This is a genomic window from Pseudomonas sp. 1L-E-NC-VB-C3 (assembly GCF_057291535.1).
Genome location: NZ_JBXAWD010000009.1, coordinates 240,293 through 255,629, shown reverse-complemented (window position 1 = coordinate 255,629; position 15,337 = coordinate 240,293). Strand labels below are relative to the sequence as shown.

The window sequence follows — 15,337 nt, the reverse complement described above, 5'->3', positions numbered from 1 at the left end:
GATTCCTCAGTGCCCGGTTTCGTCGGCAAGGGTGGGCTGCGGCCCGGGTTGATCCTGCTGCGGCGGCTCGCGCAACAGGCGCAGCAACACCCACAGACCGATGCCGAAGATCAGCAGATAAAACAGCAGAATCAGCCACGTCGACCCGACGACTTGAGCCCTGGACACCGATGACAGACTGTCCGCCGTGCGCATCAATCCGTAAACCGTAAACGGCTGTCGCCCCACTTCGGTGACGACCCAGCCGCTGAGCATTGCCAGAAATCCGGCCGGTGCCAACAGCACGCACGCGCCCAGCCAGCGCCGCGCCGTGTACAGGCGATTCCGTCGGCGCAGGATCAGGCTGACCACACCCTGCCCAAGCATCAACAGCCCCAGCCCGACCATCAGCCGGAACGCGAAAAACACCGGCGCCACGGGCGGGATGTCCTCAGCCGGAAATTCATCAAGCGCGGCGATGGTGCTGGTCAGGTCATGCTGCAGGTAGAGGGAACCAATGCGCGGAATCGCCACCTCCCAGTGGTTGCGGCGCTCTTGCATATCCGGCCATGCGAACAGCCGCAGTGGCTCCCCTGCCCCTTGAGCCGGGCGCGTCCACGAGCCTTCGATGGCCGCCACTTTCTGCGGCTGGGCTTGCAAACTGTGCCGGCCATGCAGGTCCCCGACAACAATCTGCACCGGCATCAGCAGCGCAATCACCCACAGTGCCATGGAAAATTGCAGGCGAGCGCGCGGGTTTTTCGGGGCCTTGCGCAATTGCCAGGCACTGATCCCGGCAATCAGCGTCGCGCTGCCGATGAACACGGCGAGCAGCATGTGCGCCAAGCGATAGGGAAACGAAGGATTGAAGATGATTGCCCACCAGTCCTCGGCAAGGAAACGCCCGCCCGCGCCAATCGAATAGCCGGCGGGGGTTTGCATCCATGAGTTGGCGGAAAGAATCCAGAACGCGCTGATCAGCGAGCCCACCGCCACAGCGCAGGTGGCAAAAAAGTGCAGACGCGGGCCGACTTTCTTCAAGCCGAACAGCATGATGCCAAGGAAACCCGCTTCGATGAAAAACGCCGCCATCACTTCATAGAACATCAGCGGACCGAGGACATCACCGGCCTGCACCGACAGCCGCGACCAGTTGAGGCCGAACTGATACTCCAGAATCAATCCCGACGCCGTGCCCACTGCAACGTTGAGCGCGAATACCTTGAGCCAGTAACGATAAACATCCAGATAAACCTGGCGCCCGGTTTTCAACCACAACGCTTCCAGCACCATGAGGAAATTCGCCAGACCGATGCTGAACGCCGCCAGCACGATATGAAAGCTGATCGTGATCGCGAACTGGGCGCGGGCGGCCATCAGGGCCGAATCAACAGGCTCCATCCATCAGCCGCTGTAGAACACAGCCAGCTTGTTGCCTTCGGGGTCGCGCAGATAGGCCACGTAAAAGTCCGGCGTATAGGCTTCGCGCGTGCCCGGCGGTCCTTCATTGCTGCCGCCACTGTCGAGCCCGGCCTTGTGCACCTGATCGACCTGGTGCCGCGAGTCGGCGCGAAATGCCGGCATCATGCCGTTGCCGGGTGTCGCCGGCTCACCATTGAACGGTTGCGAGATGTGCACACTGCCGGGGCCGTTGGACTTGTCGATGCAATCGGGCAGGTAAAAACAGTAGTGTTCTTCGCGATCATGCCGGTAGCCCAGCGGCGTCAGGATCGCCTTGTAAAAAGCTGCCGAACGCTCGACGTCGTTGGCGCCGATAAACAGATAACTGAGCATGGGACGTCCTCCGATGACAGCTGTCAGCGCTGTGGCTGTTCTTGGTTCAAGGTGAAAACGTTGCCGGCGTCACGCACCAACTGGCGCCATTCGGCACTGGTGATCAGGCCTTGCTCCTCCATCTGATCCGCAGCCTTGAGCAGCTCGTCATATTGCTGTTCCGGATCCAGATCGCCCTCGGCCTGCTCTGCCATCTTGCGCCATGCCGCCAGTGATGCCTTCTTTTGCTGATCGAACATACCGGTATCTCCTGAGGGACTTACCCGGTAGAAAAATCAGCGCGAGAGAGGTTCAGGGCAGACGACGGATGGACGGTTGATGCGCAAAACCTTGTCGGAATGAGCCTGCTCGCGATAGCGGTATATCTGTCAAATTAAATTTGAATGTTCCTCCGTCATCGCGAGCAGGCTCACTCCCACAGAAAAGCAAAATCAAAAGATCGCAGCCTTCGGCAGCTCCTACAGTTGGATCGCGTACCACCTCAAGAACAGGTCGGCTGTCAGGCCGCCTTCGCGAGCAGGCTTGCCTACAAAGCAAACGCAAAGCAGCGCAGCTGCCCGCGGCGAAGCCGCACCACTCAACAATGAGCGCAAGCTCGAGTGCTTTTGATCTTGACTCACCGGCGACGTCGGAAGGCTGAGTGGAGGGATTGATCCGGGCGTGGGAGCGCAGCGACCGTACGACGCAGTCGTACACAGCGAGTGTAGGTGCAGCGAAGCAAACCGGAGCCGCTGCGCCAGGATCGATCCCGGAGCGAAGGAACCCGAGCCTGCGAGGGCCGAACGCAGGAGCAAAGCGTTTTGGTTACTTTTGGGCGTCTGCAAAAGTGACCCGCTGTAAGAGCGGAACCGCCAGCCGCAACACCCGAAAAAACGGATATACACCCAAAACCCCAAGAGCCTGGTCGGCCCAAAGGCCGCCACGCCCAAAAAAACCCGCAAATGTCAAAACCGCTCCGCCACCCGCTTGTACGCATAATCCGGCTCCCGATACTTGCCCGGCTTCTGCCGTTTCGGCAACTCGACCTTGTCGCGCTTCACCTCTTCATAGGGGATGCGACTGAGCAGATCAGTGATGATGTTCAGCCGTGCACGACGTTTGTCGTTGGAATCGGCAACCCTCCACGGCGCCCAATCGGTATCGGTATGCTTGAACATCTCGTCCCGCGCCCGTGAGTAGTCATACCAGCGGCTGTAGGATTTCAGATCCATGGGTGTCAGTTTCCAGATCTTGCGCCCGTCATTGATTCGCGCTTCAAGCCGGCGGGTCTGTTCCTCCGGACTGACCTCAAGCCAGTACTTGAGCAGGATCACCCCCGAATCGACGATGGCGTTTTCCACCCACGGGATCGACTTGAGAAACTTGTCGGCCTGCTCCTCCGTACAAAAACCCATGACCCGTTCGACACCGGCGCGGTTGTACCAACTGCGGTCGAAAATCACCACCTCGCCGCCCGCCGGCAGATGCGGCAGATAGCGCTGTACATGCATCTGACTTTTTTCTCGATCGGTTGGCGCCGGTAATGCCATCACGCGGAACACCCGTGGGCTGACGCGCTCCGTGATCGCCTTGATCACCCCGCCCTTGCCCGCACCGTCGCGCCCTTCGAAAACAATACAAACCTTGACACCTTTGGCGATGACCCACTCCTGCAGCTTGACCAGCTCAACGTGGAGCTTGCGCAGCTGTTCGAGATAGTCCTTGTTTTTCAAGCGTGGACGTTCGATTGCCTTTGCAGGTTTCTTCTTGTCTTTCGCCATGAACCTGTCCTCGCGCTTCAACAGCCCGCTGAATTTGTTTATTGACCCGAAGGGCCTGATCCGTGAGGTTAGTTCACGCCCGGTTGTTTGCCATTGCCGGGCAAAAAAGCCCTGTCGCCATGTGTTTCCTGAGATTGTTCCGACGTCGCACTGTTCATTGCCCGATCCCCTGTTTGCTGGAGTTTTTTCGATGCCGTCGTCCAAATCATTGCCCACTGCCCTGCTCGGTCTGGCCCTGGCCTGCCCGGCGATGGCCGAGACCCAAGGTCTGGAGCTGGGGCAAGTGCTGATTTCGGCAGATGAGCGCAGTAGCAGCGATGCAGCGGTCGAAGAAGCGCGGCAACGCCTTGAGCAGGTTCCCGGCGGCACCAACGTGGTCGACATGCGCCAGCCGTTGCAGGGCCGCGTTGCCAGCAATCAGGATGTGCTCGCCTATCAGCCGGGGGTGTATGCCCAGTCGGCGGGCAACGAAGGCGTAAAGATTTCCATCCGTGGTTCAGGCATCAACCGCGCGCCCGGCGCCCACGCCTCGGGGCTGTACACGATGCTGGATGGCTTGCCGCTGACCGGCCCCGGCGGCACACCTTATGAATTGCTCGAGCCGTTGTGGGTCGACCATGTCGAAGTGCTGCGCGGCGCCAACGGCTTCGATCGCGGCGCGCTGGCACTGGGCGGCGCTATCGATTACGTCAGCCACACCGGTTACACCGCGCCAAAGCTGCACGTGCGCTACGCCACCGGCAGCCATGGCTATCAGCAGCGCCAGGTCAGCTCCGGGCAAGTGCTGGGAGATTTCGATTACTACGTGTCCCTGACCGATGCCAACGCCGACGGCTATCAGGACCACACCGCCAGCGAGAGCAAAGGCCTGGTCGCCAACTTCGGCTATCGCTTCAACCCGAATCTGGAAACCCGCTTCTACTTCCGCTATCGCGAAACCGATAACGACCTCGCCGGTCGCGTGACCAAGCATTCCATCGAACACAGCCCACGGGCAGCCAACCCGGCGTATGTGGCGCGCGATGACAGCCGCAAGCAGCCCGGCAGTACCTTCATCGGCAACAAGACCACGTTCTACCTCGATGACGATTCGAGCATCCAGACCGGCCTCGCCTACCACGACTACCCAATGGATTTGCGCGAAGGCCCGAACCGGCTGAAGGTGGCTTATACCGACGTCAGCGGCACCTTCGACTACAAACGCCGCGACACTTTGTTCGGGATGGAAAGCCGCAGCAACGTCGGCCTGCGCGTGACCAAGCACCTGCCCAACGATGGCGCCAGCGAGTTCGTGCGCATCCCGAGTGGCAACACCGCCAGCTATGCCCCGGGCACGCGGATGCGTAATTTCACTTATCAGGGTTCAGATACCGTGCTGCATTTCGGCAATGACCTGGAAATTGCCGACGACCTGTGGCTGACCACCGGCCTTGCCGCCATCTACACCCGCCGCGAAAGCGCCGTGACCTATCCGCAGGGCGGCGGCAAAACCAGTCTCAGCGACTGGGACTATGCACCGCGCATCGGCCTGCGCTACCAGATCACCCCGGACGTGCAAGTGTTCGGCAACCTCAGCCGCTCCGTCGAAGCACCGCACCCGTGGTCGCTGATCTACAGCTCCAACGTGCGCTTCCCTGGCGGCAACGGCGCCGCCACCGGCACCCAGCGCGACCCGGTCGAACTGCAAAACCAGACCGCTACCACTCTGGAACTCGGCGGCCGTGGCGACAGCCATTTGGGCGAATGGAGCCTGGCCTGGTACTACGCGCAAGTTCGTCACGAACTGCTCTCGGTACTGCCGGACGCCAACGCCGTCACGCCCTACGAACTCAACGCCAGCCCGACCGTGCACCAGGGCATCGAGGCCAGCCTCAACAACAAACTCTGGACCGCCGCCGACGGCCGCCAGTTGAGCTTGCGCCAGGCCTACACCTTCAGCGACTTCCACTACCGCGACGATGAGCGCTTCGGCGACAACCGCTTGCCGGGCCTGCCGATGCATTATTACCAGGGCGAACTGCGTTACGACTGGCCGCAGGGCTTCTTCGCCGCCGTAAACACGCAACTGGTCTCCAAAGTTGCCGTGGACTACGCCAACAGCTACTACGCCGATCCGTACGCCCTGTTCGGCGCAACGCTGGGCTACAACGCCCCGAAGGGCGACTGGCAAGGTTGGGTGGACATGCGCAACCTGACCGGCAAGCGCTACGCGGCGACGGTCACGCCGGGGTATGACGACAAGGGAGTGGACGCCGCGCGGTCGACGCCGGGTGAAGGGATGGGGGTTTATGTTGGGGTTTCGTGGAGTTTGCTATAAGACCCAACGCGAAATTCAAATGTGGGAGCGAGCCTGCTCGCGAAAACGGTGTACCAGTCGTGAATTATTCGACTGACACGACGCCTTCGCGAGCAGGCTCGCTCCCACATTTTGCTTTGTGGTGCTGGTTAGAAGGGCGCAGGATTCAAATCTCTGTTCGAGAATCATCGTGACAGCAGGTCTCCTCGAACTGATCAGACAACCATCGCTCTCCATTGAAAATAACGGACTGACCTCATGGATACTTCCCAAGAAAACCCACTGGAAACATCACTGCGACTGGCCGCGGACGAACCCGCGCATCGCCCTGAGTTCTATCGCACCCTTCTGGACTCGACCGTCTACATCCTCGGCACCGCCGGTGCGGCGCAAGGTCATGTCAATCTCGAAGCCGGCAGCAACATCAGCATCGCCCATTGGCAGAAGCCCGATGGCACGCCTGTCATTCCGTTCTTCTCCTCGCTGCCAACGCTGCAACAATCCATCGACAGCGAACAGAGCTATGTGGAGATACCGGCACGATCTTTGTTCGAAATCACTCTGGGCGCGCTGCTCTTTCTGAATCCGAAGTCGCCGTACGGCAAGGAATTCCTTCCGGATGAAGTGCAACGGCTGCTCTCAGGCGAAATCGGCCGGCCCGCCACGCAGCGTACCGTTGAAAAAGAAACCAACGTCTTGCTTGGACAGCCTTCGGACTACCCATCGACGATGGTCCATTCGCTCTCGCAACTGCTGGCCAAACACGCCAATGTGAAACGCGCGTTCCTGGCGCTGATGCACGACCCCTCGGTTGATGAAAAACCGCACTTGATCGTCGGCATCGAAGCGGATGGCGATATCGAACAGGTCATGCGCGAAGCCGGCAATGTCGCTGCGGACACAGCCCCTGATGGCGGGCCGGATGATTTTTGCCGCGTGCTGACGGGACAAGCCGGGCTGAGTGATTACTTCCTCAGGGAGACCAAACCGTTCTACGAGCGCAAGTCACCGAGCAAGCTGCGTTCGTTCTTTGGCTTTGGTTGAATACGATCTGATGAAAATCGCAGTCGCCTGCATGTCGCTTGATCAGCAGGCCAGTGGTCGATTCTCATGAGCGTGACCTTGGATTCTCTCAACCCGCCCTCATAACAGTGGGTATCCCCCCATCGTCTCGAGAGGAAGCACACACCATGACCACTCAAACCGAAACTGCCATTCTCGCCGGCGGCTGCTTCTGGGGCATGCAGGATCTGTTGCGCCGCTATCCGGGTGTGCTGAAAACCCGCGTCGGCTACACCGGCGGCGATGTGCCGAATGCGACCTATCGTAATCATGGCAACCACGCCGAAGCCATCGAAATCGAGTTTGATCCGGCCGTGATCAGCTACCGGCAGATCCTTGAGTTCTTCTTTCAGATCCACGACCCGAGCACGCCCAACCGTCAGGGCAACGATCTTGGCCCGAGCTACCGGTCGGCGATTTACTACCTCAACGACGAGCAGCGCGCCGTCGCTGAGGACACCGCCGCCGATGTCAACGCCTCGAAGCTGTGGCCGGGCCGTGTGGTAACCGAAATCGAACCGGCCGGCCCGTTCTGGGAAGCGGAACCCGAGCATCAGGATTACCTGGAGCGGATTCCGAACGGCTACACCTGCCATTTCATCCGGCCTAACTGGAAACTGCCGAAGCGCGGTTGAAGAAACTGCTGGCGGGGTTCAATGCCCCGCCACCACCGAAGCTTCTACAGAGCGCGGGCCCGACTTGAAACCGTGGGCCCGGGCACCCCAGGCAATGGCGAAGGCGATAGCGACCAGTGCCAGCATGGCCCACGGAAATGAGGTAACGCCCCACTGATCGAGCAGCACGCCGCCGACGACACCGCTGCCAGCGATCGCGCTGTTCCACGCCACTACGTTCAACGACAAGGCAACATCCGCTCCGTCGCCCGCCGCATCAGCCAGCGCCGTTTGCAACAGCGTCGCTGCGCCGCCAAAGGTCAAACCCCATGCCGCCACGCCGAGATAAATCACCTCTGGGTTGCCTCCGCCAAATCCCAGCGCCACGCAGACGGCGGCAAAGGTCGCCAAACTCAGCAGAACCGTCGAGCGCAGCAGCGGCTCGACCAGCTTCGCCGTCAGCCATATCCCGACCAGCGCGGCGATGCCGAAGCTCAACAACACCACATCCACCCGCTCGGCCATGCCCGCCGGCGCCACGAACGGAGCGATATAGGTGTAGAGAATGTTGTGCGCCAGCATCCAGCTGATCACCACTGCTAGCACAGGACGCACGCCCGGGGTAGTCAGGACTTTGCTCAGCGATAGGCGTTGATGGGCCGGCTGCGGCGGGTAGTCGGGCACTTTCACCAGTACCCAGACGATCAGTACCAAGGTCAGCGCCGACATCAGACCGAATGTAGTGCGCCAACCGACCAGCCCACCGAGCCACGTACCCAGAGGCACGCCCAGCGACAGCGCAATCGGTGTGCCGACCATCGCCAGCGCCAACGCCTTGCCCTGCTGTTCGGGCTCAACCATGCGTCGCGCATAGCCGGCCAGCAGACTCCATGCCAGACCCGCCGCAACCCCGGCGAAGAACCGCGCGACCAGCGTCACGCCGTAATGCGACGACAGCGCGGTAATCGAATTGAACAGCAGGAAACCGACAATCGTCAGCAGCAGCACGTTGCGGCGCCGCCAGCCCCGGGTGGCGATGGTCATCGGGATCACCGCCAGTACGGAACCCAATGCGTACGCGGTAACCATTTGCCCGGCCATGGACGGCGAAATCGCCAGGCCTTCACTGATCAACGGCAACAGGCCCGCCGGCAGGGTTTCGGTGACGATGCAGATGAAGCCAGTCATGGCCAGCGCCAGCAAAGCGCCGATGGGCAGACCTTTTGGCGTAGCCGTTAACGTGATTGAAGGTGTCACTGGAAGCTCCTCGAAAAAACCGACTCAGATTTAAATACCGATCGATCTAGATCCTGAGGGTGCATGCGCAGCGTTGTCAACAATTTCTGTATCGACTAGTCTTTATATTAAATCAATGAGGAGTCAGGTCATGGCGAGAACCGGTCGCCCCCGTCAGTTTGATCGCGACGACGCCGTCGATCAGGCTTTGCAACTGTTCTGGCAACACGGCTACGACGCGACATCGCTGGCCCAATTGAAGGCAGGCCTGGGTGGCGGTATCTCTGCACCTAGCTTCTACGCCGCGTTCGGTTCCAAGGAAGCGTTGTTCGATGAATGCGTGCAGCGTTATTTAACCACCTATGCGCAAGTCACCGAGTGCCTGTGGGACGACAGCCTGCCACCACGCCAGGCGATCGAGACCGCTTTGCGCCAGTCGGCACGCATGCAGTGCGACGACACACACCCCAAGGGCTGCATGGTTACCCTCGGCGTCATGAGCGCACCGAGCCCGGAAACCGCCCATGTGGCGCAAGCCCTGACCCACTCAAGGCAGCGCACCCGTGCCGGCATTCAAGCCTGCGTCGAACGCGCTGTGAATGCCGACGAGCTGGCCAGCGGCACAAGTGCGGCGGCGATGGCGACGGTATTCGACAGTTTCCTGCAGGGCATATCCATCCTCGCCAGAGACAACACCGCGCTGGATAACATTGATGCTGCTATCACTCAGATCATGCAAATCTGGGAAATTGCCGCCACGCGTAAGGCGGATTGATCAAATCACAAATGCACCGGTGCCACCGGCGCCGAACCCGGCTCCGGCACATCGACATTGACCTTCAGGGCAATCAGCAGCGCGGCCAGCAACATCAGAATTCCAGCTGCTACAAACACGCCATTGATGCCGCTGAAACTGAACACCGAACCGCCGGCGGCGGCGCCTGCGGCAATCGCCGACTGCACCGATGCGACGACCATGCCGCCTGCGCTTTCGGCCTGATCGGGTATCGATCGCGCCACCCAGTTCGACCATGCCACCGGCACGCCACCGAAGGCCATCCCCCACAGAGCCAGAAGCAACGCCTGCCCGGTGAGCGACGCCGGTAACCCGACCAACGCCAGAGCAGCAACGCCCACCAACACCGGCATCAGCACCAGTGTTGCGCGTGGATTGCGCTGCAACAGCCAGCCAGCGAATAGCGTGCCGGCAAAGTTCGCCACGCCGAAACCGAGCAGCATCAGCGCCAGCGTCTGCGGGCCGACTCCGGTGGTGCTTTCCAGAAATGGCCTGATGTAGGTGAACAACGCAAAGTGACCGGAGTGCACCAATACACAGCCGAACATGCCAATGGCAATGCCCGGTCGCAGCAACACCTCAAGCACCGTACGCAGGCGTGACGGTCGATGCGGCGCCAGACTCGGTAACGTGAACATTTGAAAGACCAGCGTCACCACGCCAACCGCCGCAGCTGCGAAAAACGCACTGCGCCAGCCAAACTGGCCGCCGAGATAACTGCCCAATGGCACCGCGACCACGGTCCCGACGGCGATCCCGCTGAAGATAATCGACAGCGCCCGTGGCAGCACCGCCGCCGGCACCAGGCGCATCGCCACGGCCGCCGCCATGCTCCAGAATCCGCCCAGAGCTATGCCCAAAAGGATGCGCATGATCAGCAACACTGCGAGGCTCGACGACAGCGCCACCAGCAGATTCGACGCGATCATCAGTACCGAGAAACCGAGCAAGACCAGCCGCCGATCAAGACTGCGCGTCAATCCAGGTACGAGCAATCCGGCAAAGAGCGCCACCACTGCGGTCACCGTCACTGCTTGCCCGGCCAGGGCTTCGCTGACGCCAAGGTCGAGCGCCATCGGCGTCAGCAGGCTGGCCGGCAGATATTCTGCGGTGAGTAAACCGAACACACCCATCGCCAGTGAGAAAACCGCCATCCACGCAGGAACCATCGGCTCCTCTTCAGCTCGCCCATCACCTACACGTTCATTCATTTCCAGACTCCCTCGGACATTTCGAGAGGGCAGTCTATTGACGGCAAACCGGATGATCTATGATGCGCAGTCTTGAACTTTTGATCGAAACCCCGAACATGAGCAGCACTGATTCCTTTTCACTGTCATCAGACCTGATCACAGAATTGCTGCGCAGCATGCGTCTGCGTGGCGTGCAGTATCGGCGGATCCACGCCGGTCCGCCGTATGGTCTGGGTTTCAGCGACAAATCGGGCCATGCGTATTTCCACTTCGTTGCCGCTGGATCGACGGTGTTGCGACTGGAGGACGGCAGCCTTTACGAGTTGGCGGCGGGCAATGCGGTATTCATTGCCCATGGTGCCGCGCACCAGTTGCTGTCACACCCAAACGCCGAAGTGCAGGACATTGACAGCGCCGTCGCCGCGCCACTCGGCGATACGGTCTGCGCGGTGCAGGTCGGTCACAGCGCCGTTTCGCCCGATAGCGCCCTGCTCTTCAGTGGCTGTATGGAGTTCGAGCTCGGCAGCCTGCAGGGCCTCGGTCGGCTGATGCCGGGACTGATGCTGATCGACGCCGGCGGCCAGCGTTATCCGGGACTCATGCCGATTCTTGCGACCATGGAACGCGAAGTCAGCGCAGCGCGCATCGGCTTCGCCGGCATTCTCGCTCGCCTTGCCGACGTAGTGGCGGCAATGATTGTTCGTGGCTGGGTCGAATGCGCTTGCGGCAATGCCTCCGGTCTCGTCGCCGCCCTGCGCGACCCTCGCCTGGCGCAGGCCTTGCTGGCCCTACACCAACAACCGGGGCGCGACTGGAGCGTCGCCGAACTCGCAACGCTGTGCAACACCTCACGCTCGGTCTTCGCCGAACGCTTCCAGACCACCCTCGGCACCCCGCCGCTGCGCTACGCCACCGAACTGCGCATGCGCCTGGCCAGTCAGTGGCTGACCCTGGAAAGACTGCCGATCGAAGAAGTGGCGCAGCGCTTGGGCTACACCTCCCAAGCGGCGTTCAGTCGTGCGTTCAAACGGATAACGGGAAGCTCACCGGGAGCGAGTCGGCGCCAGCGCTGAAGACGAGAATCGCCGTAACAGAGCCGCTCTCATTCTGTGCCTCCCCCGGATTCTGCCCAGCCCCGCGCTCACCCGCTCACGGATAACCGAGCCTACGAGATACAGCGCTTTTGCCTACAAATCTTACGGAAGTCCCTGTCTTGCCTGCTTACCCTCCGCAATTTATCGTTTCCCCGTCGCCACCTGAAATTTGAAAGCGCTGGGCACATTCAACTTTATACAAACAGGTCAGACGAAAAAGGGGTTGTTGACGTATCCGTCACTCCCTCCTAATCTCGCTCCCATCCCGCCCAAGGCAGTACGCCGTTCTAATCATCCAGAACGTGCCAAACCCTTGGGCGTTTTTGTAGGTAAAAAAACATGCCCACTGCGGTGTTGGTCGATGGCGCCTTTTTCATCAAACGCTTTCGACGAATCGAACCTCAAAACGCCTTCAACGCTGAACGCGCGGCCGACCTGGTCCATCGATGGGCAACCGCCCACCTCCTTAATAAAACCTTGACCCGTCCAACGGGCCCCATTCGACAGCTACAACAACGAGCGAGGAAAGAGCTCTACCGAATCTTCTTCTATGACTGCCCCCCACTGGACACCAAACAGCACAACCCCATAAGCAAAAAAGCTGTGGATTTTTCGAAATCCAGGGAGGCGGCATTTCGCAAAGAGCTGCATTCCAGGCTGCGAAGTAAACGTAAGTTGGCATTACGACTTGGACATTTGTCGAAGGATGTCAGATGGACCATCAAGCCCGTAAAAATCGCTGAGCTGTTGAAAGGCAAAATCCAGATGACTGACCTTATGGAAAATGATGTCAGTATCGAAACCCGCCAAAAAGGTGTCGATATGCGGATCGGCATTGATGTCGCGTCGCTGTCATTTAAACAGCAGGTCGACCAGATAGTATTGATAGCAGGCGACGCAGACTTCGTTCCAGCCGCAAAAATGGCAAGGCGAGAAGGTGTGGACTTCATCCTTGATCCGATGTGGCAGAGCATTCCCGATAGCTTGATGGAGCACATAGACGGTTTGCGCTCAACATGCCCCAAGCCGCCACTTCGTGAAAATAAAGCGGCGATCTTGGAGATGCAGCAAGCAGGTTCAGTCATTGGTGAGAAATAATGGTGCCGGTATCCCTGTCGACTTCAGCCCCCCAATTTCCCCAGCCCCGCGACCACCCGCTCAGCAGCCTGCAAATCCCCACGCGCCTCCAACTCCTGCGCCACTTGCCGCAACTGCTCAACCGTGAATCCCACATTCAGACTGATCTTCAAATGCGACTCCAGCTGCGATTCCACCCCAGCCATTGCCGCCAGCGCGCCAACCGTCGCCAGTTCCCGATCCGTCCATGCCAGGTTGTCGCGGGCGAAGATGTCGCCGAACAAGTGCACTTTCAGGAACTGATCGATCGCCGGGGCGAATTCGAACAGTGGGCCGGACACTGGCGCGCCGACCAGACGGGTCTGATTGTCGGTGCCGAGCTCGGTAAGTGCATACCCCGACGGAACCGGACCGGGCTCGCGTCCCGGCGCGTCTTCGATGCCCCGCGCGGCGCGTTCCTGCACAACCTTCATCAGCAAGGACAAGGCGTTGAGGCTGCGTGGGAACCCGGCGTAGGCGTACAGCTGCACCAGAACTTCCTTGGTTTCGCTGATGCTCAACCCGGCATCGAGGCCGCGATTGAGTGCGTCGTGCAAACGCGGCATGTCGCCGATTGCAGCGTTGGCGGCAATCGGGGCGATCGCCAGTTGCTTAAGCGTCAGAGGCTGTTCTTGCATGATCGGTTTCTCCTGTGATCGGGAAGGATTGGCGCAGAGAGGATTAACGCAGGCTGCGCTGGCAAGGACCGCGCAGCCGAGAGCCACAATGCGCAGAAGGCGCGGCTGATGCAGGGTTTTCAGCTTCATCAATGAATCTCCTCACTCATCCAGCGTGAACGTCACCCGCACATCGCCACGCCCCAAGGTCTCGGCCAAGTCCTGCGGTCGGTCGATGCGACCAAGACGCGAATAGCGGTAAGACGAATCGAAGGTTTTGTAGAAGACCACCAGCGTATCGTCGCCATACAAAAGGAAATCGCCGTTGTGGACCGTGCCCGGCCGATAGGGCTGCGTGGGCAAGGGCGGCTGCACGGTGGCGTATTTTTCGTTGCTGTGCAGGTCGCTCATGTTCAGGCTCAGCGGCAATCGCGTGAGCAATTGCCGAGTGCTCGGGTTGTCCTCAAGAGCAATGGCAAAACGGTGTTCTCCGACGGTCATCCACATCGTGGTCTCCTCCGGGTTAGCAGCAGACAGAGCAAAGGGCAGCCATGCCATCAGTACGAATCCCTTCCAGCCGTTGGCAAAAATCCGCATCGCTTTGCTCCGTCGCGTTGAAAGTTACTTCAGGTTGCTCTTGAAGAACTGCGTCAGCTTGACAAAAGGAATCAGCTCGGCCCGGTCGTACAGATCGACATGACCGGCATTCGGCACAATCACCAGTTCTTTCGGCTGCCCCGCCAACCGAAACGCCTCTTCGCTGAACTCACGGGAGTGCGCGTCGGCACCGGCAATAAACAACATCGGGCGCGGCGAGATGCTCTCGATATCGACGAATGGATAGAAGTTCATGAACTTGGTGTTGCTGCTCAGCGTCGGCCGCGTGGTCTGTTGCGGTGTCGAGCTGGCCGGGGTGAATTCGCCGCGCGGGGTGCGGTAGAAATCGAAGAATTCACGTTGGATCGGATGGGTGTCGGCCTTCAGCTCCAGCACCGTGCCGCCGGTGTATTCGACCTTGCCGCCGGTGAACTCGGCGTAACGCTGCTCGGCCGCTTGCGCAATGATCTGCTTGCGCTGCGCAAGGCTTTGCGAATGCTTTAGGCCGTCACGGTTGGCTGCGCCCATGTCGTACATGCTGACCGTGGCGATGGCTTTCATGCGCGGGTCGATTTTCGCCGCGCTGATCACGAAGCTGCCACTACCGCAAATGCCCAACACGCCGATGCGCTCGCGGTCGATGAATGGCCGTGTGCCGAGGTAATCGACGGCCGCGCTGAAGTCTTCGGCGTACATATCCGGCAGCACGGCATTGCGCGGCGCGCCCTCGCTTTCGCCCCAGAACGACAGATCCAGCGACAGGGTGACAAAGCCCTGCTCCGCCAGCTTCTGCGCATACAGATTGGCGCTCTGCTCCTTTACCGCGCCCATCGGATGGCCAACGATAATCGCCGCGCTACGCGCTGCCGGGTCGAGCCCTTTGGGCACAAACAGGTTGCCGACCACCGTGAGTTGATATTGGTTTTTGAAGCTGACCTTCTGCACGGTCACCTTGTCGCTTTTGAAGAAATTGTCGGCACCGTGGGACATGTCAGCTCCGAATGCAGTGAATGAACTCAGGAGAAACCCGAGCAGTATGAACAGTCGTTTCATGGGGGCGTCCTTGATCGAGAAGCCAGGCGAGGCCGGGATGGAGGTATTGTTGCGCAGGCTCGAGGCTTTGATTAGCTAATGAGTGCTTAATGCGGTTATAAACTCTGCTAATCAATAAACCCGAGCGCGC

15 protein-coding genes are annotated in these 15,337 nt (G+C 60.0%); 6 read left to right on the top strand and 9 right to left on the bottom strand.

Features of this window, described 5'->3' with window-relative positions; genetic code table 11:
- Nucleotides 1–6: 6 nt before the first annotated feature.
- The 4 genes from AC0Z5Z_RS16900 to ppk2 all read right to left on the bottom strand — a co-directional run bounded on the left by AC0Z5Z_RS16900 (nucleotide 7) and on the right by ppk2 (nucleotide 3,533).
- Complete coding sequence (locus AC0Z5Z_RS16900; protein ID WP_150635566.1) at nucleotides 7–1,380, bottom strand: cytochrome ubiquinol oxidase subunit I; 1,374 nt, start codon at nucleotides 1,378–1,380, stop codon at nucleotides 7–9.
- 3 nt (nucleotides 1,381–1,383) lie between these two features.
- A complete protein-coding gene (locus AC0Z5Z_RS16895; RefSeq protein ID WP_150635567.1) occupies nucleotides 1,384–1,773 on the bottom strand; it encodes a VOC family protein in 390 nt (129 codons plus the stop codon).
- 23 nt (nucleotides 1,774–1,796) lie between these two features.
- The gene (locus AC0Z5Z_RS16890) at nucleotides 1,797–2,012 is read right to left on the bottom strand and encodes a hypothetical protein (protein WP_041480440.1); all 216 of its coding nucleotides are present in this window, start codon (nucleotides 2,010–2,012) and stop codon (nucleotides 1,797–1,799) included.
- Between the two features lie 705 nt (nucleotides 2,013–2,717).
- The gene (gene ppk2 / locus AC0Z5Z_RS16885) at nucleotides 2,718–3,533 is read right to left on the bottom strand and encodes a polyphosphate kinase 2 (protein WP_056785103.1); all 816 of its coding nucleotides are present in this window, start codon (nucleotides 3,531–3,533) and stop codon (nucleotides 2,718–2,720) included.
- Between the two features lie 190 nt (nucleotides 3,534–3,723).
- Between ppk2 and AC0Z5Z_RS16880 the strand changes: the two genes are divergently transcribed.
- The 3 genes from AC0Z5Z_RS16880 (at nucleotide 3,724) to msrA (ending at nucleotide 7,526) form a co-directional block, all read left to right on the top strand.
- Nucleotides 3,724–5,850 (top strand): TonB-dependent receptor family protein, encoded by a 2,127-nt coding sequence (locus AC0Z5Z_RS16880; protein ID WP_485611373.1) that lies wholly within the window; start codon nucleotides 3,724–3,726, stop codon nucleotides 5,848–5,850.
- A gap of 237 nt (nucleotides 5,851–6,087) precedes the next feature.
- The gene (sseB, locus tag AC0Z5Z_RS16875) at nucleotides 6,088–6,873 is read left to right on the top strand and encodes an enhanced serine sensitivity protein SseB (RefSeq protein ID WP_485611372.1); all 786 of its coding nucleotides are present in this window, start codon (nucleotides 6,088–6,090) and stop codon (nucleotides 6,871–6,873) included.
- 146 nt (nucleotides 6,874–7,019) lie between these two features.
- Nucleotides 7,020–7,526 carry a peptide-methionine (S)-S-oxide reductase MsrA gene (gene msrA / locus AC0Z5Z_RS16870; RefSeq protein ID WP_460060858.1) on the top strand — a complete coding sequence of 169 codons (507 nt, stop codon included), beginning with the start codon at nucleotides 7,020–7,022 and terminating at the stop codon, nucleotides 7,524–7,526.
- 18 nt (nucleotides 7,527–7,544) lie between these two features.
- On the opposite strand, the gene AC0Z5Z_RS16865 is transcribed toward msrA, so the two are convergent.
- Nucleotides 7,545–8,762 carry an MFS transporter gene (locus tag AC0Z5Z_RS16865; protein WP_252879976.1) on the bottom strand — a complete coding sequence of 406 codons (1,218 nt, stop codon included), beginning with the start codon at nucleotides 8,760–8,762 and terminating at the stop codon, nucleotides 7,545–7,547.
- Nucleotides 8,763–8,892: 130 nt separating this feature from the next.
- Between AC0Z5Z_RS16865 and AC0Z5Z_RS16860 the strand changes: the two genes are divergently transcribed.
- Entirely contained in the window at nucleotides 8,893–9,516 is a 624-nt protein-coding gene (locus AC0Z5Z_RS16860) for a TetR/AcrR family transcriptional regulator (RefSeq protein ID WP_056785092.1), read from the top strand.
- Between the two features lie 5 nt (nucleotides 9,517–9,521).
- On the opposite strand, the gene AC0Z5Z_RS16855 is transcribed toward AC0Z5Z_RS16860, so the two are convergent.
- A complete protein-coding gene (locus AC0Z5Z_RS16855; protein ID WP_485611371.1) occupies nucleotides 9,522–10,748 on the bottom strand; it encodes an MFS transporter in 1,227 nt (408 codons plus the stop codon).
- Nucleotides 10,749–10,807: 59 nt separating this feature from the next.
- On the opposite strand from AC0Z5Z_RS16855, the gene AC0Z5Z_RS16850 reads away from it, so the two are divergent.
- On the top strand, nucleotides 10,808–11,803 hold the full coding sequence (locus AC0Z5Z_RS16850; RefSeq protein ID WP_370593528.1) for an AraC family transcriptional regulator: 996 nt from the start codon (nucleotides 10,808–10,810) through the stop codon (nucleotides 11,801–11,803).
- 360 nt (nucleotides 11,804–12,163) lie between these two features.
- Entirely contained in the window at nucleotides 12,164–12,922 is a 759-nt protein-coding gene (locus tag AC0Z5Z_RS16845; RefSeq protein WP_256808645.1) for an NYN domain-containing protein, read from the top strand.
- Nucleotides 12,923–12,945: 23 nt separating this feature from the next.
- On the opposite strand, the gene AC0Z5Z_RS16840 is transcribed toward AC0Z5Z_RS16845, so the two are convergent.
- The 3 genes from AC0Z5Z_RS16840 to AC0Z5Z_RS16830 form a co-directional block, all read right to left on the bottom strand.
- Nucleotides 12,946–13,578, bottom strand: coding sequence for a carboxymuconolactone decarboxylase family protein (locus tag AC0Z5Z_RS16840; RefSeq protein ID WP_485611370.1), 633 nt, complete (start codon nucleotides 13,576–13,578; stop codon nucleotides 12,946–12,948).
- Nucleotides 13,579–13,719: 141 nt separating this feature from the next.
- Complete coding sequence (locus AC0Z5Z_RS16835) at nucleotides 13,720–14,154, bottom strand: cyclophilin-like fold protein (RefSeq protein WP_485611369.1); 435 nt, start codon at nucleotides 14,152–14,154, stop codon at nucleotides 13,720–13,722.
- Nucleotides 14,155–14,178: 24 nt separating this feature from the next.
- Nucleotides 14,179–15,207: an alpha/beta hydrolase gene (locus AC0Z5Z_RS16830; protein ID WP_485611368.1), complete on the bottom strand. Its 1,029-nt coding sequence runs from the start codon at nucleotides 15,205–15,207 to the stop codon at nucleotides 14,179–14,181.
- Between the last annotated feature and the right edge of the window lie 130 nt (nucleotides 15,208–15,337).